Here is a 16,810-nt window from a genome sequence, read left to right as displayed (position 1 = left end):
GCTGCGGCTCTCGTCGTCGACTGCGGACCGGTGGCCGCGCGCGCCCCGCTCACGGGGCGACCCCGGTCGTCGTCAGGCCCGTGGTCTCGTCGATCCCCAGGGCGATGTTCATGCTCTGCACCGCGGCGCCCGCGGTGCCCTTGGTCAGGTTGTCGATCGCGGCGACCACCACGATCCGGTGGGCGCCCGCGTCGAACGCCACCTGGATCTGCACGGCGTTCGAGCCGTACACCGAGGCGGTGGCGGGCCACTGCCCCTCCGGGAGCAGATGGACGAACGGCTCGTCCGCGAACGCCTTCTGGTACGCCGCCCGCACCGCCTCCGCCGTGACGCCCGGCCTCGCCCTGGCGGAGCAGGTGGCGAGGATGCCCCGGGGCATGGGGGCGAGCGTCGGGGTGAAGGAGACGGTGACCCGCTCCCCGGCGGCGGCGCTGAGGTTCTGCACCATCTCGGGGGTGTGCCGGTGCCCGCCGCCCACGCCGTACGGCGACATGGAGCCCATCACCTCGCTGCCGAGCAGATGCGGCTTGGCCGCCTTGCCCGCGCCGGAGGTGCCGGAGGCCGCGACGATCACGGCCTCGGGCCCGGCGACACCGCTCTCGTACGCGGGGAAGAGCGCGAGCGAGACGGCGGTGGGGTAGCAACCGGGGACCGCGATGCGCTTGGACCCCTCCAGCGCGGCGCGGCCTCCCGGCAGTTCGGGCAGCCCGTAGGGCCAGGTCCCGGCGTGCGGGGAGCCGTAGAACGCCTCCCAGTCCGCGGCGTCCTTGAGCCGGAAGTCGGCGCCCATGTCGATGACGAGCACCTCGTCCCCGAGCTCTTCGGCGACGGCGGCGGACTGGCCGTGCGGCAGCGCCAGGAAGACCACGTCGTGGCCGCGGCCCAGCACCTCGGTGGTGGTGGGCCGGAGCACGCGCCCGGCCAGCGGGAGCAGATGCGGCTGGAGCGCGCCGAGCCGCTGCCCGGCGTTGCTGTTCCCGGTCAGGGCCCCGATCTCGACGTCCGGGTGCGCGAGGAGCAGCCGCAGCAGCTCCCCGCCCGCGTACCCGCTCGCCCCGGCCACTGCCGCTCGTACCGCCATCGAAGCCTCCTCGTCGATGGCATGACTATACGCACCTATGCAGCTTTATGCAAAGGGCTGCATAAGCGTGCACCCCCCGGACCCGGGCCGCTCAGTAGCCGCTCGGCCGCACCAGCCCCGACTCGTACGCGAACACCGCCGCCTGGGTGCGGTCGCGCAGGCCGAGTTTGACCAGGATGCGGCTCACATGGGTCTTCACCGTCTGCTCCGCGACCACCAGGCCCCCGGCGATCTCCGCGTTGGAGAGGCCCTGCGCGATCAGGGACAGGACCTCCGTCTCACGCCCGGTCAGCGTGGCCACGCGCTCGCGCAGCGGGGCGCGCGGGGCGCCCGCCGTACGGGAGAACTCGGCGATCAGGCGCTTGGTGATGTTCGGGGCGAGCAGCGCGTCCCCGGCCGCCACCACCCTTACGGCGTGGGCGAGTTCGGCGGCCGACGCGTCCTTGAGCAGAAAGCCGCAGGCGCCCGCGCGCAGCGCCTCGTAGACGTACTCGTCCAGGTCGAAGGTGGTGAGGATGAGGACCTTCACGGCGGCGTCGGCCGGGGCGGTGATCCGGCGGGTGGCCTCGATGCCGCCGAGCTCGGGCATCCGCACGTCCATCAGGACCACGTCCGGGGCGAGTTCGGCGACCTTGGCCACCGCGTCCAGGCCGTCCACGGCCTGCCCGACGACCTCGATGCCGGGTTCGGCGTTCAGCAGCACGGTGAGGCCCTGGCGGACCATCATCTGGTCGTCGGCTATGAGCACGCGGATCGTCATGGGGTGTCCTCGGCGGGGTCGGCGGGCAGCAGCGCGGTGACTTCGAAACCGCCGTCGGGGGTGGGCCCGGTGGCCAGTTCGCCCCCCAGCATCGCAGCCCGCTCCCGCATCCCGAGCAGCCCGTGGCCGGTGCCGGGCGAGTCCCCGGGGGCGCGGGCGGGCGCGGAGTTGGTGACGCGCACCGCGAGCCCGGCCGGGCGGTAGCCGATCAGGACCCGCACGCGCGCCCCCGGCGCGTGCCGCATCGCGTTGCTCAGCGCCTCCTGGACGATGCGGAACGCGCAGAGCCCGGTGCCCGGCGAGAGCGGGCGCGGGGTGCCGGTCGTCTCGGTGACCACGTCGAGACCGGCCGCGCGCACATTGGCGACCAGGGCGCCGAGCCGGTCCAGGGTGGGCTGCGGGGCGTGCCGGGCGGCCTCCGCCTCCGGACCGGACGAGCGCAGCACCCCGAGGACCCGGCGCAGTTCGGTGAGCGCCTGGACGGCGTTCTCGCGGATGCCCGCCAGGTTCTCCCGGAGTTCGTCGGAGGGCTCCGCCACCAGGTGCGGGGCGACCTGCGCCTGGATGGAGATCACCGACATGTGGTGGGCGACCACGTCGTGCAGTTCGCGGGCGATCCGGCCGCGCTCCTCCAGGAGGGTGCGCCGGGCCCGTTCCTCGGCGGTGAGCACCTCCTGCTCCACCAGCCGGTCGCGGGCCACCCGGCCGGTGCGCAGCGAGGCGCCGACGACCACGGCGGTGGCGAAGGCGATCGCGGCCCGGCTGAGCACCTGGTTGTGGGTCTGGGCCGGGGAGGCCGCGGAGACCATGCCCGAGCCCAGGGTGATCACCAGCGCGGCGATCGACACCCGGGTCGGCACCCGCAGCGACAGGAGCAGCAGCACCAGGGTGTGCAGCGCGATCCCGGAGACGCTCCACGGCCAGACCCGGCCCACCGGGATGCGGCCGTCCGCGGCCTCGGCCGTCACGAACAGCGCGGCCGTCGACAGCCACATGGCGGGCACCGGACGGAACAGGGCCAGCGCCACCGACCCGGCCTGGAGCACCGTGCAGATCCCGACCGGCACCGTCACCGGGTTCATCGCGTTGGCGTACTCGCCCGCGTTGGCCAACCCCACCACCAGGGCGAACAGCACCACGTGCACATGGGGCAGCCAGCCCAGCATCCCCTGGCGCGGCAGCGGGTCGCGCGCCGCCCGGAACAGGTCCTCGCGCACCGCGCGCAGCACCGTCCGCACGGCCCCCACCGGCCGCGCCACTCCCCCACCCGACACCGTTTCCCCCTCGTCGTCGCCGCTCAGCCCAGGCACGGGGCATCGCCCCACCGTGCACCGCCCTTGGCGAAGATAGGGACCGGGGCCCGGCGCGCGCGTCGGTCCCGGGAGGGGATCCGCCGCGTAGCTCTCAGGTATGACGGGTAGGGGCGGGCGGGGGCGGTGGGGCGGGGCAATGCCCGTGCGGCGGCGGTGACATCCTGCGCGGAGCGCGGTGAGCGAGGACGAGGGAGGAGTCGGGCGTGGGCGAGAACAAGCGGCTGATGCTGGCCGGTGAGTGGTACCTGCCGGACGACCCCGAGCTGGCGGCGGACACCGAGCGCCGGATCGCGCGGTGCGCGGCCTACAACGCCTCCGCCGGGGCGCCGCCCGCCGAGCGCCACGCGCTGCTGGCCCAACTGCTGGGCGGGGCCGACCCGTCGGTACGGGTGCGACCGCCGTTCCACTGCGACTTCGGCTACAACATCACGATCGGCGCCGGTACGTTCGTGAACTTCGGCGCGGTCTTCCTCGACACCGGACGGATCACCGTCGGCCGGGACGTCCAGATCGGCCCGAACGTCCAACTGCTCACCCCCACCCACGAGTTGGACGCCGAACGACGGCGGGCCGGGTGGGAGAAGGCGGAGCCGGTGACGATCGGCGACAACGTGTGGCTGGGCGGCGGGGTGATCGTCTGCCCCGGGGTGAGCATCGGCGCGAACACGGTGGTGGGCGCGGGCGCGGTGGTCACCCGGGACCTGCCCGCCGGGGTACTCGCGGTCGGCAACCCGGCCCGGGTGGTACGCGAGTTGACCTGAGCGGGCGGGGGGCACGGGGCGCGGGGCTTTCTGAGCGGTCGGCGCGGGGCGCGTGCTGAGCGGGTGGGATGCGCAGGGTGCGCCGAGCGGCCGGGCCGTGCGCGAGGCTTTCCGCGCGGTCGGCGCGGGCCGCCCGCCCCGGTCCGCGCCCTCCGGCCGGGCCCCCGCAGGCCCGGCCCGGCACGCCCGGGCCCCCGTCAGCCCGCGCCCACCTCGTCGTACGCCGACCGCAGCCGCCGTACCCCCTCCTCGATCTCGGAGCGGCCCGCCACTCCCGCGTAGCTGAGGCGCAGATGGGGGGCCGGGGGTTCGGCGCTGAAGTAGGGGCGGCCCGGGGCGACGGCGACGCCGTGGCGCAGGGCGGCCGAGGCCACCGCGGACTCGGGCGTGCCGTCCGGCAGCCGCAGCCACAGGTGGTAGCCGCCGGACGGCAGGTGCGGCAGCGCCACCCCCGGCAGGTGCTGGGCCAGGGCCGCCGCCATGGCCTGGCGGCGGGCGGCCAGCTCGGCGGCCACCGCGCGCAGATGGCGCGGCCACGCCGGGGAGCCGACCAGTTCGAGGGCGGTCTCCTGGAGCGGGCGGGGCACGAAGAAGCTGTCGACGACCTGGATCGCGCGCAGCCGCTCCAGGACCGGGCCCCGGGCGGCGAGCGCGCCGACGCGCAGGCTCGGCGAGGTCGCCTTGGTGAGCGAGCGGACGTGCACGACGACGCCGTCCGGGTCGTCGGCCGCCAGCGGCGCGGGCAGCGGTCCCGCGTCGGCGTGCACGAGCAGCCGCGCGAAGTCGTCCTCGATCACGAACGCCCCGGCGGCACGGGCGATCCGCAGCACCTCGGCCCGCCGAGCCGGGGCGAGCACCGCACCGGTCGGGTTCTGGAAGAGGGGCTGGCTGACCAGGACGCGGGCGCCGGTGGCCCGGAACGCCTCGGCGAGCAGATCGGGGCGCACCCCGTCGGTGTCGGCCGGGACCGGCACCGGACGGCATCCGGAGGCGCGGGCCACCGCGAGCATGCCGGGGTAGGTGGGCGACTCCACCAGGACGGGCGCGCCGGGCGGCGCGAGCGCGCGCAGCGCCGTGGTCAGCGCGGACTGGCCGCCCGCGCAGATCAGCACCTCGGCCGCGGTGACCGTGCCGCCGATCTGGCGGGCGAACCACTCGCGCAGCTCGGCGAGGCCGTCGGCGGGCGGGCGTCCCCAGGCGCCCGGGCGGCGCCCGGCCCGCGCCAGGGCGGCGGCCATCGCGCGCTCGGGCTGGAGGGCGGGGGCGAGATAGCCGCCGCTGAACTCGATGACCTCGGGCGGCGGCACGGCGAGGGTGACCAGCACGCCGGAGGCGTCGACCGCGCGCGGCACCAGCTCGGTGGCGGCGTCGGCGCTCAGGGCGACCTCCTGCCAGGAGGTGTCGCCGGGGCGGGCGGCGGCGGCGCGGGGTTCGGCGCGGAAGACTCCGGCGCCCGGCCGGGTCACCACCAGGCCCTCGGCGGCGAGCTGGGCGAGCGCGCGCGAGACCGTGACCGGGGAGACGCGGTAGCGCTCGACGAGCGCACGGCTGGACGGCAGCTTTCCACCCACCGAGTAGCGGTCGAGCTCATCTCTGAGGCTGTTTGCCAGTTCGGCCACACTGCTACGCTCTTGCATGACAGGACAGAATAGCGCTACCGCCTCGAAGTCGATAGCGGTCACCGGCCGCGGTGAGACCGCCGCCCCGGCCACCGCGCCGGACGCCGCCCCGGCCCCGGCCGCCGCCCGGCAGGGCACCCTGCTCGCCGGGCTCGGGGTCGTCGCCTTCTCGCTGACCTTCCCCGCCACCGCCTGGGGCCTGGAGAGCTTCGGGCCGTGGTCGCTGGTCGCCGTCCGCTGCCTGCTCGCCGGAGTGATCGCGGGCGCGTTCCTGCTGGCGGGCCGGGTGGCCCTGCCGGAGCGGCGGCACTGGGCGGGCCTCGCCGTGGTCGCGGCCGGAACCGTGGTCGGCTTCCCGCTGCTGACCACCCTGGCCCTGCGCACGTCCACCACCTCGCACGCGGCCGTGGTCGTGGGCCTGCTGCCGCTGACCACGGCCGCGCTCTCGGCCCTGCGGACCGGCCGCCGCCCCTCCCGCGCCTTCTGGGCCGCCGCGCTGGCCGGAGCCGCGGTGGTGCTCGCCTTCACCGTCCAGCAGAGCGGCGGCGCCCTCTCCACCGGCGACCTCTACCTCTTCGGCGCGCTGCTGATCTGCGCCGCCGGATACACCGAGGGCGGGCGCCTGGCCCGGGAGATGCCGGGGTGGCAGGTGATCGGCTGGGCGCTGGTCCTCACGCTGCCGCTCGCCGTCCTCGGCTCGGCGTCGGCCCTCGCCGCCGAGCCGGTCCATCTGAACGCGCACGGCGTCCTCGGGGTGCTGTGGGTGGCGGCCGGGTCGCAGTTCGCCGGGCTGTACGTCTGGTACCGGGGCATGGCCGCCATCGGGGTGCCCCGGGCGAGCCAGCTCCAGCTGGCGCAGCCGCTGCTCACCCTCGTCTGGGCGGTCCTGCTGCTGGGCGAGCACCTCTCGCCGGCCGCCCCGCTGGCCGCCGCCGGGGTGCTCGTCTGCATCGCCGTGACCCAGCGGGCGGCGGCCTGAAACCGCCCCGGCCGCGCCGCGCCCGGTACCCGGTCGGGGTCCAACTCGCCCTGTCCGCCCTAGACTTGGGCGCATGCGAGCCAGTGTGGGCGACCGGCTGCTGGTCCACGGCAGAACCGTGGGGCAGCAAGACCGGAGCGCGGAGGTCATCGAGGTGCTGGGCCCCAATGGGACCCCGCCGTACCGGGTCCGCTTCGCGGACGGGCACGAGACCCTGATGTCCCCGGGGCCGGACACCGTCGTCCAGCCCCCGGCGCAGGAGTAGCCGGCGCGGTCAGGGCCGCACCCGTCCGGGGTAGTGGTCCGCGACCACCCGTGCCATGGCGCCGATCGGGTCCAGGGCCACGTTCTTCGCCGAGAAGAAGCAGTGGCCCCGCACGGAGGGGTACTTCCGTGCGAGCGTGAGGTGCCGGGACAGCTCCGCCGGGTCCTGCCAGGCGGCGGGCTGCGCCGGGTCGCCCGCCTTGTAGAGCGCCTCGCCGACGATCAACTGGGTGCCGCTGCCCCGGGCGACCGCGTCCCACCAGGGCACCAGCTTGGCGTAGTCGGCGGCGGCGAAGCCGATGTTCCAGTACACCTGCGGGCAGATGTAGTCGATCCAGTGCTCGCGCACCCACTTGCGGGTGTCGGCGTGCAGGTCGTCGTAGGTCTGCACACCGGCCGTGGTGGGCGAGCCGAGCGGGTCGGTCGCCGCGTTGCGCCACACCGCGAACGGGCTGATCCCGAACTTCACCCGGCCCCGGAGCTGCTTGATCCGGGCCGCCGTCTCCCGCACCAGCTTGTCGATGTTGTCGCGCCGCCAGGCGTTCCGGTCCGGGAAGCCCGCGCCGTAGCGGGCGTAGGCGTCGTCGTCGGCGAAGGTCTGGCCGGCCACCGGGTACGGATAGAAGTAGTCGTCCCAGTGCACCGCGTCCACGTCGTAGCGCGCGACCGCGTCGAGCATGGCGTCCTGCACGAACCTGCGGACCTCGGGGATCCCCGGGTTGTAGTAGAGCTTCCCGCCGTACGCCACGACCCAGTCGGGGTGCAGCCGCGCGGGGTGGGTGGGGACCAGGCGGGAGAGGTCGGTGTGGTTGGCCACCCGGTAGGGGTTGAACCAGGCGTGCAGCTCCAGGCGGCGCCGGTGCGCCTCGCGCACGGCGGTGCCCAGCGGGTCCCAGCCCGGGTCCCGGCCCTGCTCGCCGCTGAGGTACTGGCTCCACGGCTCGTACGGGGACGGCCACAGGGCGTCGGCGGTGGGGCGCACCTGGAGGGCCACCACGTTGAGCCTGCGGTCGGCCGCCCGGTCCAGGTGCGCCAGGAGCTCGGCCTCCTGCTGGGCGGGGGTGAGACCCGGTTGTGAGGGCCAGTCGAGGTTGGACACCGTGGCCAGCCACATGCCGCGGAACTCCAGGGGTCTGGGCGGGTGCCACGGCCGGCCCGCGCCGGGGCTCGGCGCCGCCCTTCCGGATGCCTGCGCATCCCCGGTGACCAGGCCGTTCACCGCTCCTGCCGTACCGGCTGCCAGGGTTCCCGCCAGCAGCCCCCGTCGAGTGATCCGTCCCACTTGACGACCCCCTCGTCGCCTCGAATGTCCGGTGTTGCGCACAGCATGCCCGCCCCACCCCGTGATCCACACGCAGGCGCGGAGTAACGTCGTGGGCCGGGACGGGCGCCGGAATCACACGGGAGACCCGCCAGGACTTTTCTGTCAGAAGCGAAAGGCAGCGATGTGACGGGCCCTACGGGAGATATTGCACGCGTCGGAGTGGTGGGCTGCGGCCAGATGGGGGCCGGCATCGCGGAGGTCTGCGCCCGCAGCGGCCTGGACGTGAAGGTCGCCGAGACCACCGGTGAGGCGCTGGAGATCGGCCGCACCCGGCTGCACAACTCCCTGTCGAAGGCGGCCGAGCGCGGCAAGATCACCGAGGAGGAGCGGGACGCCACCCTCGCCCGCCTCAGCTTCACCACCGACCTGGGCGAGTTCGCCGACCGCGATCTCGTCATCGAGGCGGTCGTGGAGAACGAGCAGGTCAAGACCGAGATCTTCCAGATCCTCGACCAGGTGGTGACCCGCCCGGACGCGATCCTCGCCTCCAACACCTCCTCCATCCCGCTGGTGAAGCTGGCGGTCGCCACCTCGCGGCCGGACCAGGTCATCGGCATCCACTTCTTCAACCCGGCGCCGGTCCAGAAGCTCGTCGAGCTCATCCCGGCGCTCACCACCTCCGAGGGCACCATCTCGCGCGCCCAGGCCATGGTGGAGAAGGTGCTGGGCAAGCACGCGATCCGCGCCCAGGACCGCTCGGGCTTCGTGGTCAACGCACTGCTCATCCCCTACCTCCTCTCGGCGATCCGGATGTTCGAGTCGGGCATCGCCAGCCGCGAGGACATCGACAACGGCATGGAGCTGGGCTGCGCCCACCCGATGGGTCCGCTCAAGCTGAGCGACCTGATCGGCCTGGACACCGTGGCCTCGGTCGCGGACTCGATGTACGACGAGTTCAAGGAGCCGCTGTACGCGGCGCCGCCGCTGCTCCAGCGGATGGTGGACGCGGGGCGCCTGGGCCGCAAGACCGGATCCGGTTTCTACACGTACGCCTGACCACCTGCGCCTGAGCGCGTACGCCCGCGTGGGTACGCCCGCGTACGTCCGCTTGCGCACCCCCGCGGCGCCCGTCACCGCAGCCGGGCCCGGCTCCTCCGTACGAGGACCGGGCCCGTCCGTTTCACACCGGGTGTGCGCGGCGAGCCCGCATATGCGTGACGCACACTCTCCCGCCCCTGGATCAGGGCGAGTTGACTCCCTGTCGAAAAGTCAATGGCACTCCGCCACAACGACAAGGAGCCTCGCCGTGCCGAGCGACCCCGGCCTCCCGATGGCCGTCGACGAACTGTTCGAGTTACGCCGTTCCCTGGAAGTGGGCCTCGCCCGTATCGACGGGCAGGTCACCCTGCTCACCCACCGCGACGATCAGAGCGAGCGCGAACTGACCGAACTGGGCGTGCGCGTCGCGTCCCTGGAGCACACGAGGTGGCCACTGCCCGCCATCACGGCGCTCACCGCCCTCGGCGCACTCACCGTGGCGGTGTGGCAGGCGCTGGGGCGGTGAGCCGGTGACGGCCGAGGTCAGCCGTCGCCGAGCCGCAGATGGTGCAGCAGCAGGAGTCCGGCCGCCATGTTGGCGGCCGGGACCTCGCCCCGGGCGATCATGTCGGGCACCAGCTTGAGCGGTATCCACTCGCGCCGCGAGGACTCGAAGTCGTCCTCGGGGTGCCCGATGTACTCGGCCGACTCCGACCAGTAGAGGTGGTGCCGGGCGTCGATGAGACCGTTGGCGGGCTCGACGGTGAGGAGCGGGCGCAGGGGGCCCGGCCGCCACCCGGTCTCCTCCTCCATCTCGCGGGCCGCGGCGGCCTCGATGTCCTCGCCGTCCTCGACGACTCCGGCGGCCAGCTCCCAGCCCCAGCTGTCGGTGATGAACCGGTGCCGCCACAGCAGCAGGACCTCGTTGGCCTCGTTGACGGCGGTCGCCACGGCGACCGGGCGCAGGCGGATCAGGAAGTGGTCGAGGTGCCGCCCGTCCGGGAGGACGACGTCGGCGAGATTGACCCGGAACCAGCGGTTCTCATACACAGTTTGTTCATTCAGGTTCGTCCACTGCACGTTTTTGCCACCTTCCGACGAGTAGATGGCAATATCGCAGCAGGCGCGCGCTCACAGAGGAACGCGCAGTGCCCCGTCGATCAGCTCGGCGGCTTCCTCGGCGCGGGCGCAACCGCTCTCGACCAGATGCTCGCGTACGACGCGCAACCGGTCGCGCAACCGCTGCGACTCCATCCCCCGGGCCCGCTCGGCCATCTCGACCGCCGTCGCGACGGCCCGGTCCACCTCGCCCTGCCGCAGCTCGATCTGCGCCAGCATCGCCAGCCGGTGCACTCTGCCCCGGTCGTGCGAGGGGGCGTGCGCCGCCAGTCCCGCCTGCTCGCGCGCGGCCGGCAGATCGCCGAGCCGCAGCAGGGCCTCCGCCACCTGGACGTTGACCAGGCCCGGCTGGACGTAGCCGGTCTCGGCGGGTTCGTTCTTGGGCCGGATCCGCTCGGCCGCGGCCTCGGCGCCCCGGATCGCGGCGAGCGCGCTGCGCCCGTCGCCGAGATGGGCGTACGCCTTGGCCTGCATCGCGTGCAGATCGGCGGCCAGCGCCGGGGTGAGCTGGTGGCCCGCCGCCCGCAGCGCCGCCTCCGCGAAGGCGACCGCCTGGCGGTAGTCCCGCATGAACAGCGACTGGTTGACCAGCAGCGCGATCACATAGGCGCCGAGCCCCCGGTCCCCGCTCGCCTTGGCCAGCCGCAGCGCCTGGTGGAAGTAGCGCTGGGCCAGGCCCTGGGCGTTGGAGTCGTAGGCGCAGATCCCGGCGATCGCCACCAGGCCCCCGGTCGCGCGGTGCAGCTGGCGGCCGGTCTCGTCGGTGTAGCAGCCGCGCAGCAGCGGCGCGGTCTCGGAGTTGAGGAAGCCCACGATGCGCGAGCGGGTGGCGATGCCGCCCGCCTTGCGGTACATCAGCTCGTAGTGCGCGCGGGCCGCCCGCAGCATCTCGATGTCGCCCTCGCTCACCGCCGTCTGGCCGTGCCGGGACACATCGGTGTCCTCCGGCGGGTTCTCCCACTCCCACACCGGCATCACCGCGGGGGTCCCGGTGACGGCGGCGGCGCCCAGTATGTGCGGGCGCTGCTGCTCGTCGGAGCGCCACAGGGCGGTGGCCCGCTCCACGAACCCGGCCAGCGGTGAGCCGACCGGCGCGGCCGGCTCACCGGGCACGCCGAGCCCGATGTCGTCCAGAGTGACCGGCCGGTGCAGCCGGGCCGCCAGCACCTCGCAGAGCAGGTCGGGCACCTGGCCGCGCGGGCGCTGGCCCTTCAACCACCGCGCCACGGCGGTGTGTTCGTACCGCAGCGCCAGCCCTCTGGCGCGGCCGGCCTGGTTCACATGGGCGGCCAGCCCGGCGTTGGAGATGCCGGCCTCGTCGACCAGCGCGTCGAGCAGGGTGTTCGGCTGCATGAGGGCCTCCGTTGCCCAGCGTAGAGGAGGCGGGTTCACACGGGGTGTGAAGGGAGTACTCGCATTTATGCGTCGCGCACTCTGCCGCCCCGATGCGGCGCCCGCTTGACTGAACTGCCTCTCCACAGGGGCGCAGTGGGTCGCCGGCTCCCCCTCGTACAGTGCGGCGGCCCGCTCCCGGCGCCGCCGGTCCTGCCGAACTGCCCGTCACTCCGCGGCAGGGCCGACGGCGCACACAGCGCCTCAGTGCCGGGCCCGCGCGGCCCCGACGGCTCCGGGCTGCGCGGGAACGCACACCCGGTCGTTGCGCAGCACGAGCAACGCCACGTCGTCGGCGAGCCGTCCGCCGGTGTGGCGCAACAGCTCCCGCTGTACGCAGTGGATCACTGCGGCGGGGGACAGCGGGGTGTCCAGGGCCGCCCGGGCGAGTACTTCCTGCAGCCGGAAGAACCGCCCGGCGCGGTCACGGGCATCGGACGCGCCGTCCGTGTGCAGGCACAGCGCCTCACCGGGCAGCAGCCGGGTGCAGCTGTGGAGCGGCAGTTCGGCCGGGAGCGGGAAGGAGCCGAGCGGCGGCAGGGGGTCGCCGGGCAGCAGTTCCTCGGCGCCGCCGCACAGCCGGTAGGGCCAGGGATGGCCGCAGTTGAGGGCGAACACCTGGCCGTCGGGGCGGATCTCCAGCAGCAGTACGGTCACGAACTCCTCGGCCAGCGGGTTCTCCGGCTCGGCCGCGCAGCCCGACGGGTGCTCGGCGCGGGCCCGCTCGCGCAGATGGCGCTGGAGCGCCCGCTCCAGGCGCCGCAGTACGCCGGCGAGTCCGGGCTCGTCGTGGACGGCCTCGCGGAAACTGCCGAGGACCGCCGCGACCGCGCCCAGCGAGCCGAGCCCGTGGCCGCGCACATCGCCCATCACGACCCGCACCCCGTACTGCGTGGCCATCACCTCGTACAGGTCCCCGCCGACCGACGCGCCCCCGTCCCCGTCGGCGCAGAGCTGGCCCGCGGCCACCGTCAGCCCGTCGATGCGCGGCGGCGGCGGGCGCAGCAGTACGCGCTGGGCGGCGTCGGCGACCTCCTGGACCCGCCGTAACTCCCGGGCCGCGCCCGCCCGGCCCGCGTACGTCAGACAGCCGACCGCGAGCAGGAAGGCCGCGCCGGTGGCGATCCGGGGCCCCACCGCGTCGTCGGCGGCCGGCGGGCAGGCCAGCTGCCAGCACCCGACCACGAGCAGCCAGAGGACGGGCAGCGCGAGGGCGGGCCCGCGCCCCGCACCGAGGGCGCTCGCACGGGCCGCCGCCCAACTCCTGGTCCGGATCATGCCGTCGGCCCCCCTAGGCCCATACCGTTCCGGCCTTCACGACCGGATCGATTCTGTCGACCGACCGGCCCCATTTGCCCATCTCGCCCCCCGTTCTCACCCGAACGAGTGAGGAGTGGTGAGACAAGCGCGAAGGGCGCATCCGGGGGTCCGGATGCGCCCTTCGCGGGTCCTGCCGAGGGGTCACGCCCCGCGCAGCACCGCGCCCGTGTGCTCGGCCGCCAGGGCCACCGCCGCGTCGCGCGCGGCCGATGCCTCCTCGACGGTCAGCGTGCGGTCGGCGGCGCGGAAGCGCAGCGCGTACGCCAGCGACTTCTTGCCCTCGCCGAGCTGCTCGCCGGTGTAGACGTCGAAGAGCCGGATCGACTCCAGGAGTTCACCGGCGCCGCCGCGCAGGAAGTACTCGACCACGGCGGCCGGGACCTCGTTGTCGACGACCAGCGCCACGTCCTGGGTGGCCACCGGGAAGGTGGAGATGCCGGGCGCCCGCAGGGTGCCCTCCCCCGCCTTCGCCAGCAGGTCCAGGTCGAGCTCCATGGCGCAGGTGCGCTCGGGCAGGCTCAGCGCCTTGACCACGCGCGGGTGCAGCTCACCCGCGTGGCCGACCGCGACGATCTCGCTGTCGACGACGACGGCGAGCTCGGCGCAGCGGCCCGGGTGCCACGGCCCGTACTGGCCCTGCTGGACGATGAGTTCGGCACCGGCCTCGCGGGCCAGGGTCCGGGCGGCCTCGACCGCGTCGGCCCAGTCCGCCGGGCGGCCCCCGCCCCACCAGCCGGCCTGCTCGCGCGCACCGGCGAGGACCACGGCGGCGTGCCGGGGCTGCGCGGGCAGCACCGCGTCGAGCGCCGCGATCTCCTCGTCGGTGGGACGGCGGTCGACCGGCAGCACGCTCGCCACGCCCTGCTGCTCGCCCGGCTGGAAGACCAGACCGGTCTCGAAGAGCGCCAGGTCGTGGCTGCCGCGGCCGTCGTTGCGGCGCAGCGCGGTGAGCAGGCCCGGCAGCAGCGTGGTGCGCAGCGCCGGCTCCTCGTCGTTGAGCGGGTTGACCAGCTTGACCACCCGGCGGGCCGGGTCGTCGGCCGCCAGGCCCAGCTGGTCGAAGACCTGCTCGGAGAGGAACGGGTAGTTCAGCGCCTCGACGTAACCGGCCCCGGCGAGCGCGCGGCCCGCCCGGCGGTGCAGCCGCTGGCGCTCGGTCAGACCGCGGCCGGCGGGCGGCTTCGGCAGGGTGGAGGGCAGGTTCTCGTACCCCTCCAGCCGGATGACCTCCTCGGCCAGGTCGTTCGGCTCGGCCAGGTCGGGGCGCCAGGACGGCACGGTGACGACGAGCTCGTCCTGCCCGTACACGTCGCAGCCGATCTCCTGGAGGCGGCGCACCACGGTCTCGCGGCCGTAGTCGACGCCCGCCACCTGGTCCGGGTGGTCGGCGGAGACGGAGATGGTGCGCGGCGCGGAGGGCGCGATGACCTCGGTGACACCGGCCTCGGCGGTGCCACCCGCGAGCAGCACCAGCAGGTCGACGGTCCGCTGGGCCGCCGCGGAGGCGGCCTGCGGGTCGACGCCGCGCTCGAAGCGCTTGGACGCCTCGGAGGACAGCTTGTGGCGGCGGGCGGTGCGGGCGATGGCGACCGGGTCGAAGTGCGCGGCCTCGATGACCACCTCGGTGGTGCCGGTGACCTGGCCGGTCTCCGGGTCGGTGACCGAGTCGGCGATCTCCGTGTTGGCGCCGCCCATCACACCGGCCAGGCCGATCGGGCCCCGGTTGTCGGTGATGACCAGGTCGGCGGCGTCCAGCTTGCGCTTGGCGCCGTCGAGCGTGGTGAGCACCTCGCCCGCCTCCGCGCGGCGCACCCCGATGGGGCCGTCGACGCGGGTGCGGTCGTAGGCGTGCAGCGGCTGGCCGAGCTCGATCATCACGTAGTTCGTGACGTCGACGGCGAGCGAGATCGGCCGCATGCCGGCCTTCTGCAGCCGGCGCTGGAGCCAGATCGGGGAGCGGGCCTCGGGGTCGAGTCCGCCGACGGTGCGCGCGGTGAAGCGGTCGCAGCCGATCGGGTCGGAGATCTTCACCGGGTAGCCGTACGAGTTGGGCGCGGGCACGTCGAGCAGCGCCGGATCGCGCAGCGGCAGCCCGTACGCGATGGCGGCCTCGCGGGCCACGCCGCGCATCGACAGGCAGTCGCCGCGGTTGGCGGTGACGGCGATGTCCAGGACCTCGTCGACGAGCTCCAGGAGCTCGATGGCGTCGGTGCCGGCCTCGTGCTCGGGCGGCAGGACGATGATGCCGCCGCTGCCGTCGTCGCCCATGCCCAGCTCGTCGCCGGAGCAGATCATGCCGTGCGAGGTGCGGCCGTACGTCTTGCGGGCGGCGATGGCGAAGTCGCCGGGCAGGACGGCGCCGGGGAGCACCACGACGACCTTGTCGCCGACCTGGAAGTTGCGCGCGCCGCAGACGATCTCCTGCGGCTCGCCGGTGCCGTTGGCGCCGCCGACGTCGACCGTGCAGAAGCGGATGGGCTTCTTGAAGCCCTCCAGCTCCTCGATGGTCAGCACCTGCCCGACGACCAGGGGGCCCTTGAGGCCGGCGCCGAGCTGCTCGACGGTCTCGACCTCCAGTCCGGCGGAGACGAGTTTGGCCTGGACGTCACGGCCGGTCTCCGTCGCCGGCAGGTCGACGTACTCCCGCAGCCAAGAAAGCGGGACCCGCATCAGATCTCCATCCCGAACGGCCGGGTGAAACGGACGTCACCCTCGACCATGTCTCGCATGTCTTCGACGTTGTGGCGGAACATCAGCAGGCGTTCGATACCGAAGCCGAAGGCGAATCCGCTGTACTTCTCGGGGTCGACACCGCAGGCGACGAGCACCTTCGGGTTGACCATGCCGCAGCCGCCGAGCTCGATCCAGCCCTCGCTGGAGCAGGTGCGGCAGGGGCGGTCGGGGTTGCCGACGGACTCGCCGCGGCAGACGTAGCACACCATGTCCATCTCGGCGGACGGCTCGGTGAACGGGAAGAAGTTCGGCCGCAGCCGGGTCTTCATGCCCTGTCCGAAGAGCGACTGGACCATGTGGTCCAGGGTGCCCTTGAGGCCCGCCATGGTCAGACCCTCGTCCACGGCGAGCAGCTCGACCTGGTTGAAGACGGGGGTGTGCGTGGCGTCCAGCTCGTCCGTGCGGTAGACCCGGCCGGGGCAGATCACGTACACCGGCGGCTCGCGGTCCAGCAGCGAGCGGATCTGCACCGGGGAGGTGTGCGTGCGCAGCACCGTGCCGGAGTTCGCGCTGCCGTCGGCGGCCTGGACGAAGAAGGTGTCGGCCTCGCCGCGCGCCGGGTGGTCCGGGCCGATGTTGAGCGCGTCGAAGTTGAACCACTCGGCCTCGACCTGCGGGCCCTCGGCCACCTCGTAGCCCATGGCCACGAAGATGTCCTCGATGCGCTCGGAGAGCGTGGTCAGCGGGTGGCGGGCGCCGGCCGGTACGCGGTCGTACGGCAGCGAGACGTCCACCGCCTCCTCGACCAGGACGCGCGCGTCGCGCTCGGCCTCCAGCTCGGCCTGGCGGGCGGCCAGCGCCTTGTTCACGGCGCCGCGGGCCATGCCCACGAGCTTGCCGGCCGCGGCCTTGGCCTGCGGCGGCAGCGCGCCGATCTCGCGGTTGGCGAGCGACAGGGGCGAGGTGCCACCGGCGTGCGCGGTCTTCGCGTGTGCGAGCGCTTCGAGGTCACCGGCGGCGGCGAAGGCGGCGAGCGCCTCGTCCCGCATCCGCTCGATCTCTTCCGGTTTCAGTGCCTCGACCTCAACAGGGTCGTACGACTTATTGGGTGCCGACATCTCTTCCCGTACTTCCGATTGTCCCCCAGCTAACACTGGGAGGTGCCCCCGGGGCTGGGGGTCCCCGCGACGGCGACGGCGACCGCGCCGCGCGACAGCACGGACACGA

At 74.0% G+C, this 16,810-nt stretch carries 15 protein-coding genes; 5 read left to right on the top strand and 10 right to left on the bottom strand.

From position 1 onward, the window contains the following. Nucleotides 1–49 precede the first annotated feature (49 nt). The 3 genes from argC to AB5J87_RS28845 all read right to left on the bottom strand — a co-directional run bounded on the left by argC (nt 50) and on the right by AB5J87_RS28845 (nt 3,151). Nucleotides 50–1,081: an N-acetyl-gamma-glutamyl-phosphate reductase gene (gene argC, locus AB5J87_RS28855; protein ID WP_369380708.1), complete on the bottom strand. Its 1,032-nt coding sequence runs from the start codon at nt 1,079–1,081 to the stop codon at nt 50–52. 91 nt (nt 1,082–1,172) lie between these two features. Next, the gene (locus AB5J87_RS28850) at nt 1,173–1,841 is read right to left on the bottom strand and encodes a response regulator (protein ID WP_369380707.1); all 669 of its coding nucleotides are present in this window, start codon (nt 1,839–1,841) and stop codon (nt 1,173–1,175) included. Next, nucleotides 1,838–3,151, bottom strand: coding sequence for a sensor histidine kinase (locus AB5J87_RS28845; RefSeq protein WP_369380705.1), 1,314 nt, complete (start codon nt 3,149–3,151; stop codon nt 1,838–1,840). Before AB5J87_RS28845 ends, AB5J87_RS28850 begins: the two co-directional genes overlap by 4 nt. A 206-nt stretch (nt 3,152–3,357) precedes the next feature. Here AB5J87_RS28845 and AB5J87_RS28840 point away from each other — a divergent pair, with 206 nt between their 5' ends. Further along, a complete protein-coding gene (locus tag AB5J87_RS28840) occupies nt 3,358–3,915 on the top strand; it encodes a sugar O-acetyltransferase (RefSeq protein ID WP_369380703.1) in 558 nt (185 codons plus the stop codon). A gap of 197 nt (nt 3,916–4,112) precedes the next feature. Here the strand turns inward: AB5J87_RS28840 and AB5J87_RS28835 are convergent, their stop codons facing one another. Continuing rightward, nucleotides 4,113–5,552: a PLP-dependent aminotransferase family protein gene (locus AB5J87_RS28835; protein ID WP_369380700.1), complete on the bottom strand. Its 1,440-nt coding sequence runs from the start codon at nt 5,550–5,552 to the stop codon at nt 4,113–4,115. Here AB5J87_RS28835 and AB5J87_RS28830 point away from each other — a divergent pair. After that, nucleotides 5,551–6,513 carry a DMT family transporter gene (locus AB5J87_RS28830; RefSeq protein ID WP_369380698.1) on the top strand — a complete coding sequence of 321 codons (963 nt, stop codon included), beginning with the start codon at nt 5,551–5,553 and terminating at the stop codon, nt 6,511–6,513. The genes AB5J87_RS28835 and AB5J87_RS28830 overlap by 2 nt on opposite strands. A gap of 73 nt (nt 6,514–6,586) precedes the next feature. Then, the gene (locus AB5J87_RS28825) at nt 6,587–6,778 is read left to right on the top strand and encodes a DUF1918 domain-containing protein (protein ID WP_369380695.1); all 192 of its coding nucleotides are present in this window, start codon (nt 6,587–6,589) and stop codon (nt 6,776–6,778) included. Nucleotides 6,779–6,787: 9 nt separating this feature from the next. Here AB5J87_RS28825 and AB5J87_RS28820 read toward each other — a convergent pair whose 3' ends face one another. Beyond that, nucleotides 6,788–8,059, bottom strand: coding sequence for a glycoside hydrolase family 10 protein (locus AB5J87_RS28820; RefSeq protein WP_369380693.1), 1,272 nt, complete (start codon nt 8,057–8,059; stop codon nt 6,788–6,790). Nucleotides 8,060–8,224: 165 nt separating this feature from the next. Here AB5J87_RS28820 and AB5J87_RS28815 point away from each other — a divergent pair, with 165 nt between their 5' ends. Then, nucleotides 8,225–9,097 (top strand): 3-hydroxybutyryl-CoA dehydrogenase, encoded by an 873-nt coding sequence (locus AB5J87_RS28815; protein ID WP_369380692.1) that lies wholly within the window; start codon nt 8,225–8,227, stop codon nt 9,095–9,097. A 250-nt stretch (nt 9,098–9,347) separates the two neighbouring features. Further along, nucleotides 9,348–9,605: a hypothetical protein gene (locus AB5J87_RS28810; protein WP_369380691.1), complete on the top strand. Its 258-nt coding sequence runs from the start codon at nt 9,348–9,350 to the stop codon at nt 9,603–9,605. Nucleotides 9,606–9,622: 17 nt separating this feature from the next. On the opposite strand, the gene AB5J87_RS28805 is transcribed toward AB5J87_RS28810, so the two are convergent. The 5 genes from AB5J87_RS28805 to pheS form a co-directional block, all read right to left on the bottom strand. Beyond that, nucleotides 9,623–10,159: an NUDIX domain-containing protein gene (locus AB5J87_RS28805; protein WP_369380688.1), complete on the bottom strand. Its 537-nt coding sequence runs from the start codon at nt 10,157–10,159 to the stop codon at nt 9,623–9,625. A gap of 51 nt (nt 10,160–10,210) precedes the next feature. Continuing rightward, a complete protein-coding gene (locus AB5J87_RS28800) occupies nt 10,211–11,551 on the bottom strand; it encodes a transcriptional regulator (protein WP_369380687.1) in 1,341 nt (446 codons plus the stop codon). Nucleotides 11,552–11,794: 243 nt separating this feature from the next. Beyond that, nucleotides 11,795–12,868, bottom strand: a complete 1,074-nt coding sequence (locus AB5J87_RS28795; protein ID WP_369380686.1) for a PP2C family protein-serine/threonine phosphatase — start codon at nt 12,866–12,868, stop codon at nt 11,795–11,797. 183 nt (nt 12,869–13,051) lie between these two features. Continuing rightward, complete coding sequence (gene pheT, locus AB5J87_RS28790; RefSeq protein WP_369380685.1) at nt 13,052–15,580, bottom strand: phenylalanine--tRNA ligase subunit beta; 2,529 nt, start codon at nt 15,578–15,580, stop codon at nt 13,052–13,054. Then, the gene (gene pheS, locus AB5J87_RS28785) at nt 15,580–16,701 is read right to left on the bottom strand and encodes a phenylalanine--tRNA ligase subunit alpha (protein ID WP_369380684.1); all 1,122 of its coding nucleotides are present in this window, start codon (nt 16,699–16,701) and stop codon (nt 15,580–15,582) included. The genes pheT and pheS overlap by 1 nt, the downstream gene beginning before the upstream one ends. Nucleotides 16,702–16,810: the final 109 nt, after the last annotated feature.

It is taken from the genome of Streptomyces sp. cg36 (assembly GCF_041080675.1).
Classification (GTDB): Bacteria; Actinomycetota; Actinomycetes; order Streptomycetales; family Streptomycetaceae; genus Streptomyces.
This window is presented reverse-complemented; position numbering and strand designations above follow the sequence as displayed.

Bases quoted from the DNA above. Each gene is read 5' to 3' on its own strand.
- AB5J87_RS28800 (WP_369380687.1), bottom strand. From the start codon at position 11,551: ATGCAGCCGAACACCCTGCTCGACGCGCTGGTCGACGAGGCCGGCATC.
- pheT (WP_369380685.1), bottom strand. From the start codon at position 15,580: ATGCGGGTCCCGCTTTCTTGGCTGCGGGAGTACGTCGACCTGCCGGCG.
- AB5J87_RS28835 (WP_369380700.1), bottom strand. From the start codon at position 5,552: ATGCAAGAGCGTAGCAGTGTGGCCGAACTGGCAAACAGCCTCAGAGAT.
- AB5J87_RS28830 (WP_369380698.1), top strand. From the start codon at position 5,551: ATGACAGGACAGAATAGCGCTACCGCCTCGAAGTCGATAGCGGTCACC.
- argC (WP_369380708.1), bottom strand. From the start codon at position 1,081: ATGGCGGTACGAGCGGCAGTGGCCGGGGCGAGCGGGTACGCGGGCGGG.
- AB5J87_RS28850 (WP_369380707.1), bottom strand. From the start codon at position 1,841: ATGACGATCCGCGTGCTCATAGCCGACGACCAGATGATGGTCCGCCAG.
- AB5J87_RS28825 (WP_369380695.1), top strand. From the start codon at position 6,587: ATGCGAGCCAGTGTGGGCGACCGGCTGCTGGTCCACGGCAGAACCGTG.
- pheS (WP_369380684.1), bottom strand. From the start codon at position 16,701: ATGTCGGCACCCAATAAGTCGTACGACCCTGTTGAGGTCGAGGCACTG.
- AB5J87_RS28795 (WP_369380686.1), bottom strand. From the start codon at position 12,868: ATGATCCGGACCAGGAGTTGGGCGGCGGCCCGTGCGAGCGCCCTCGGT.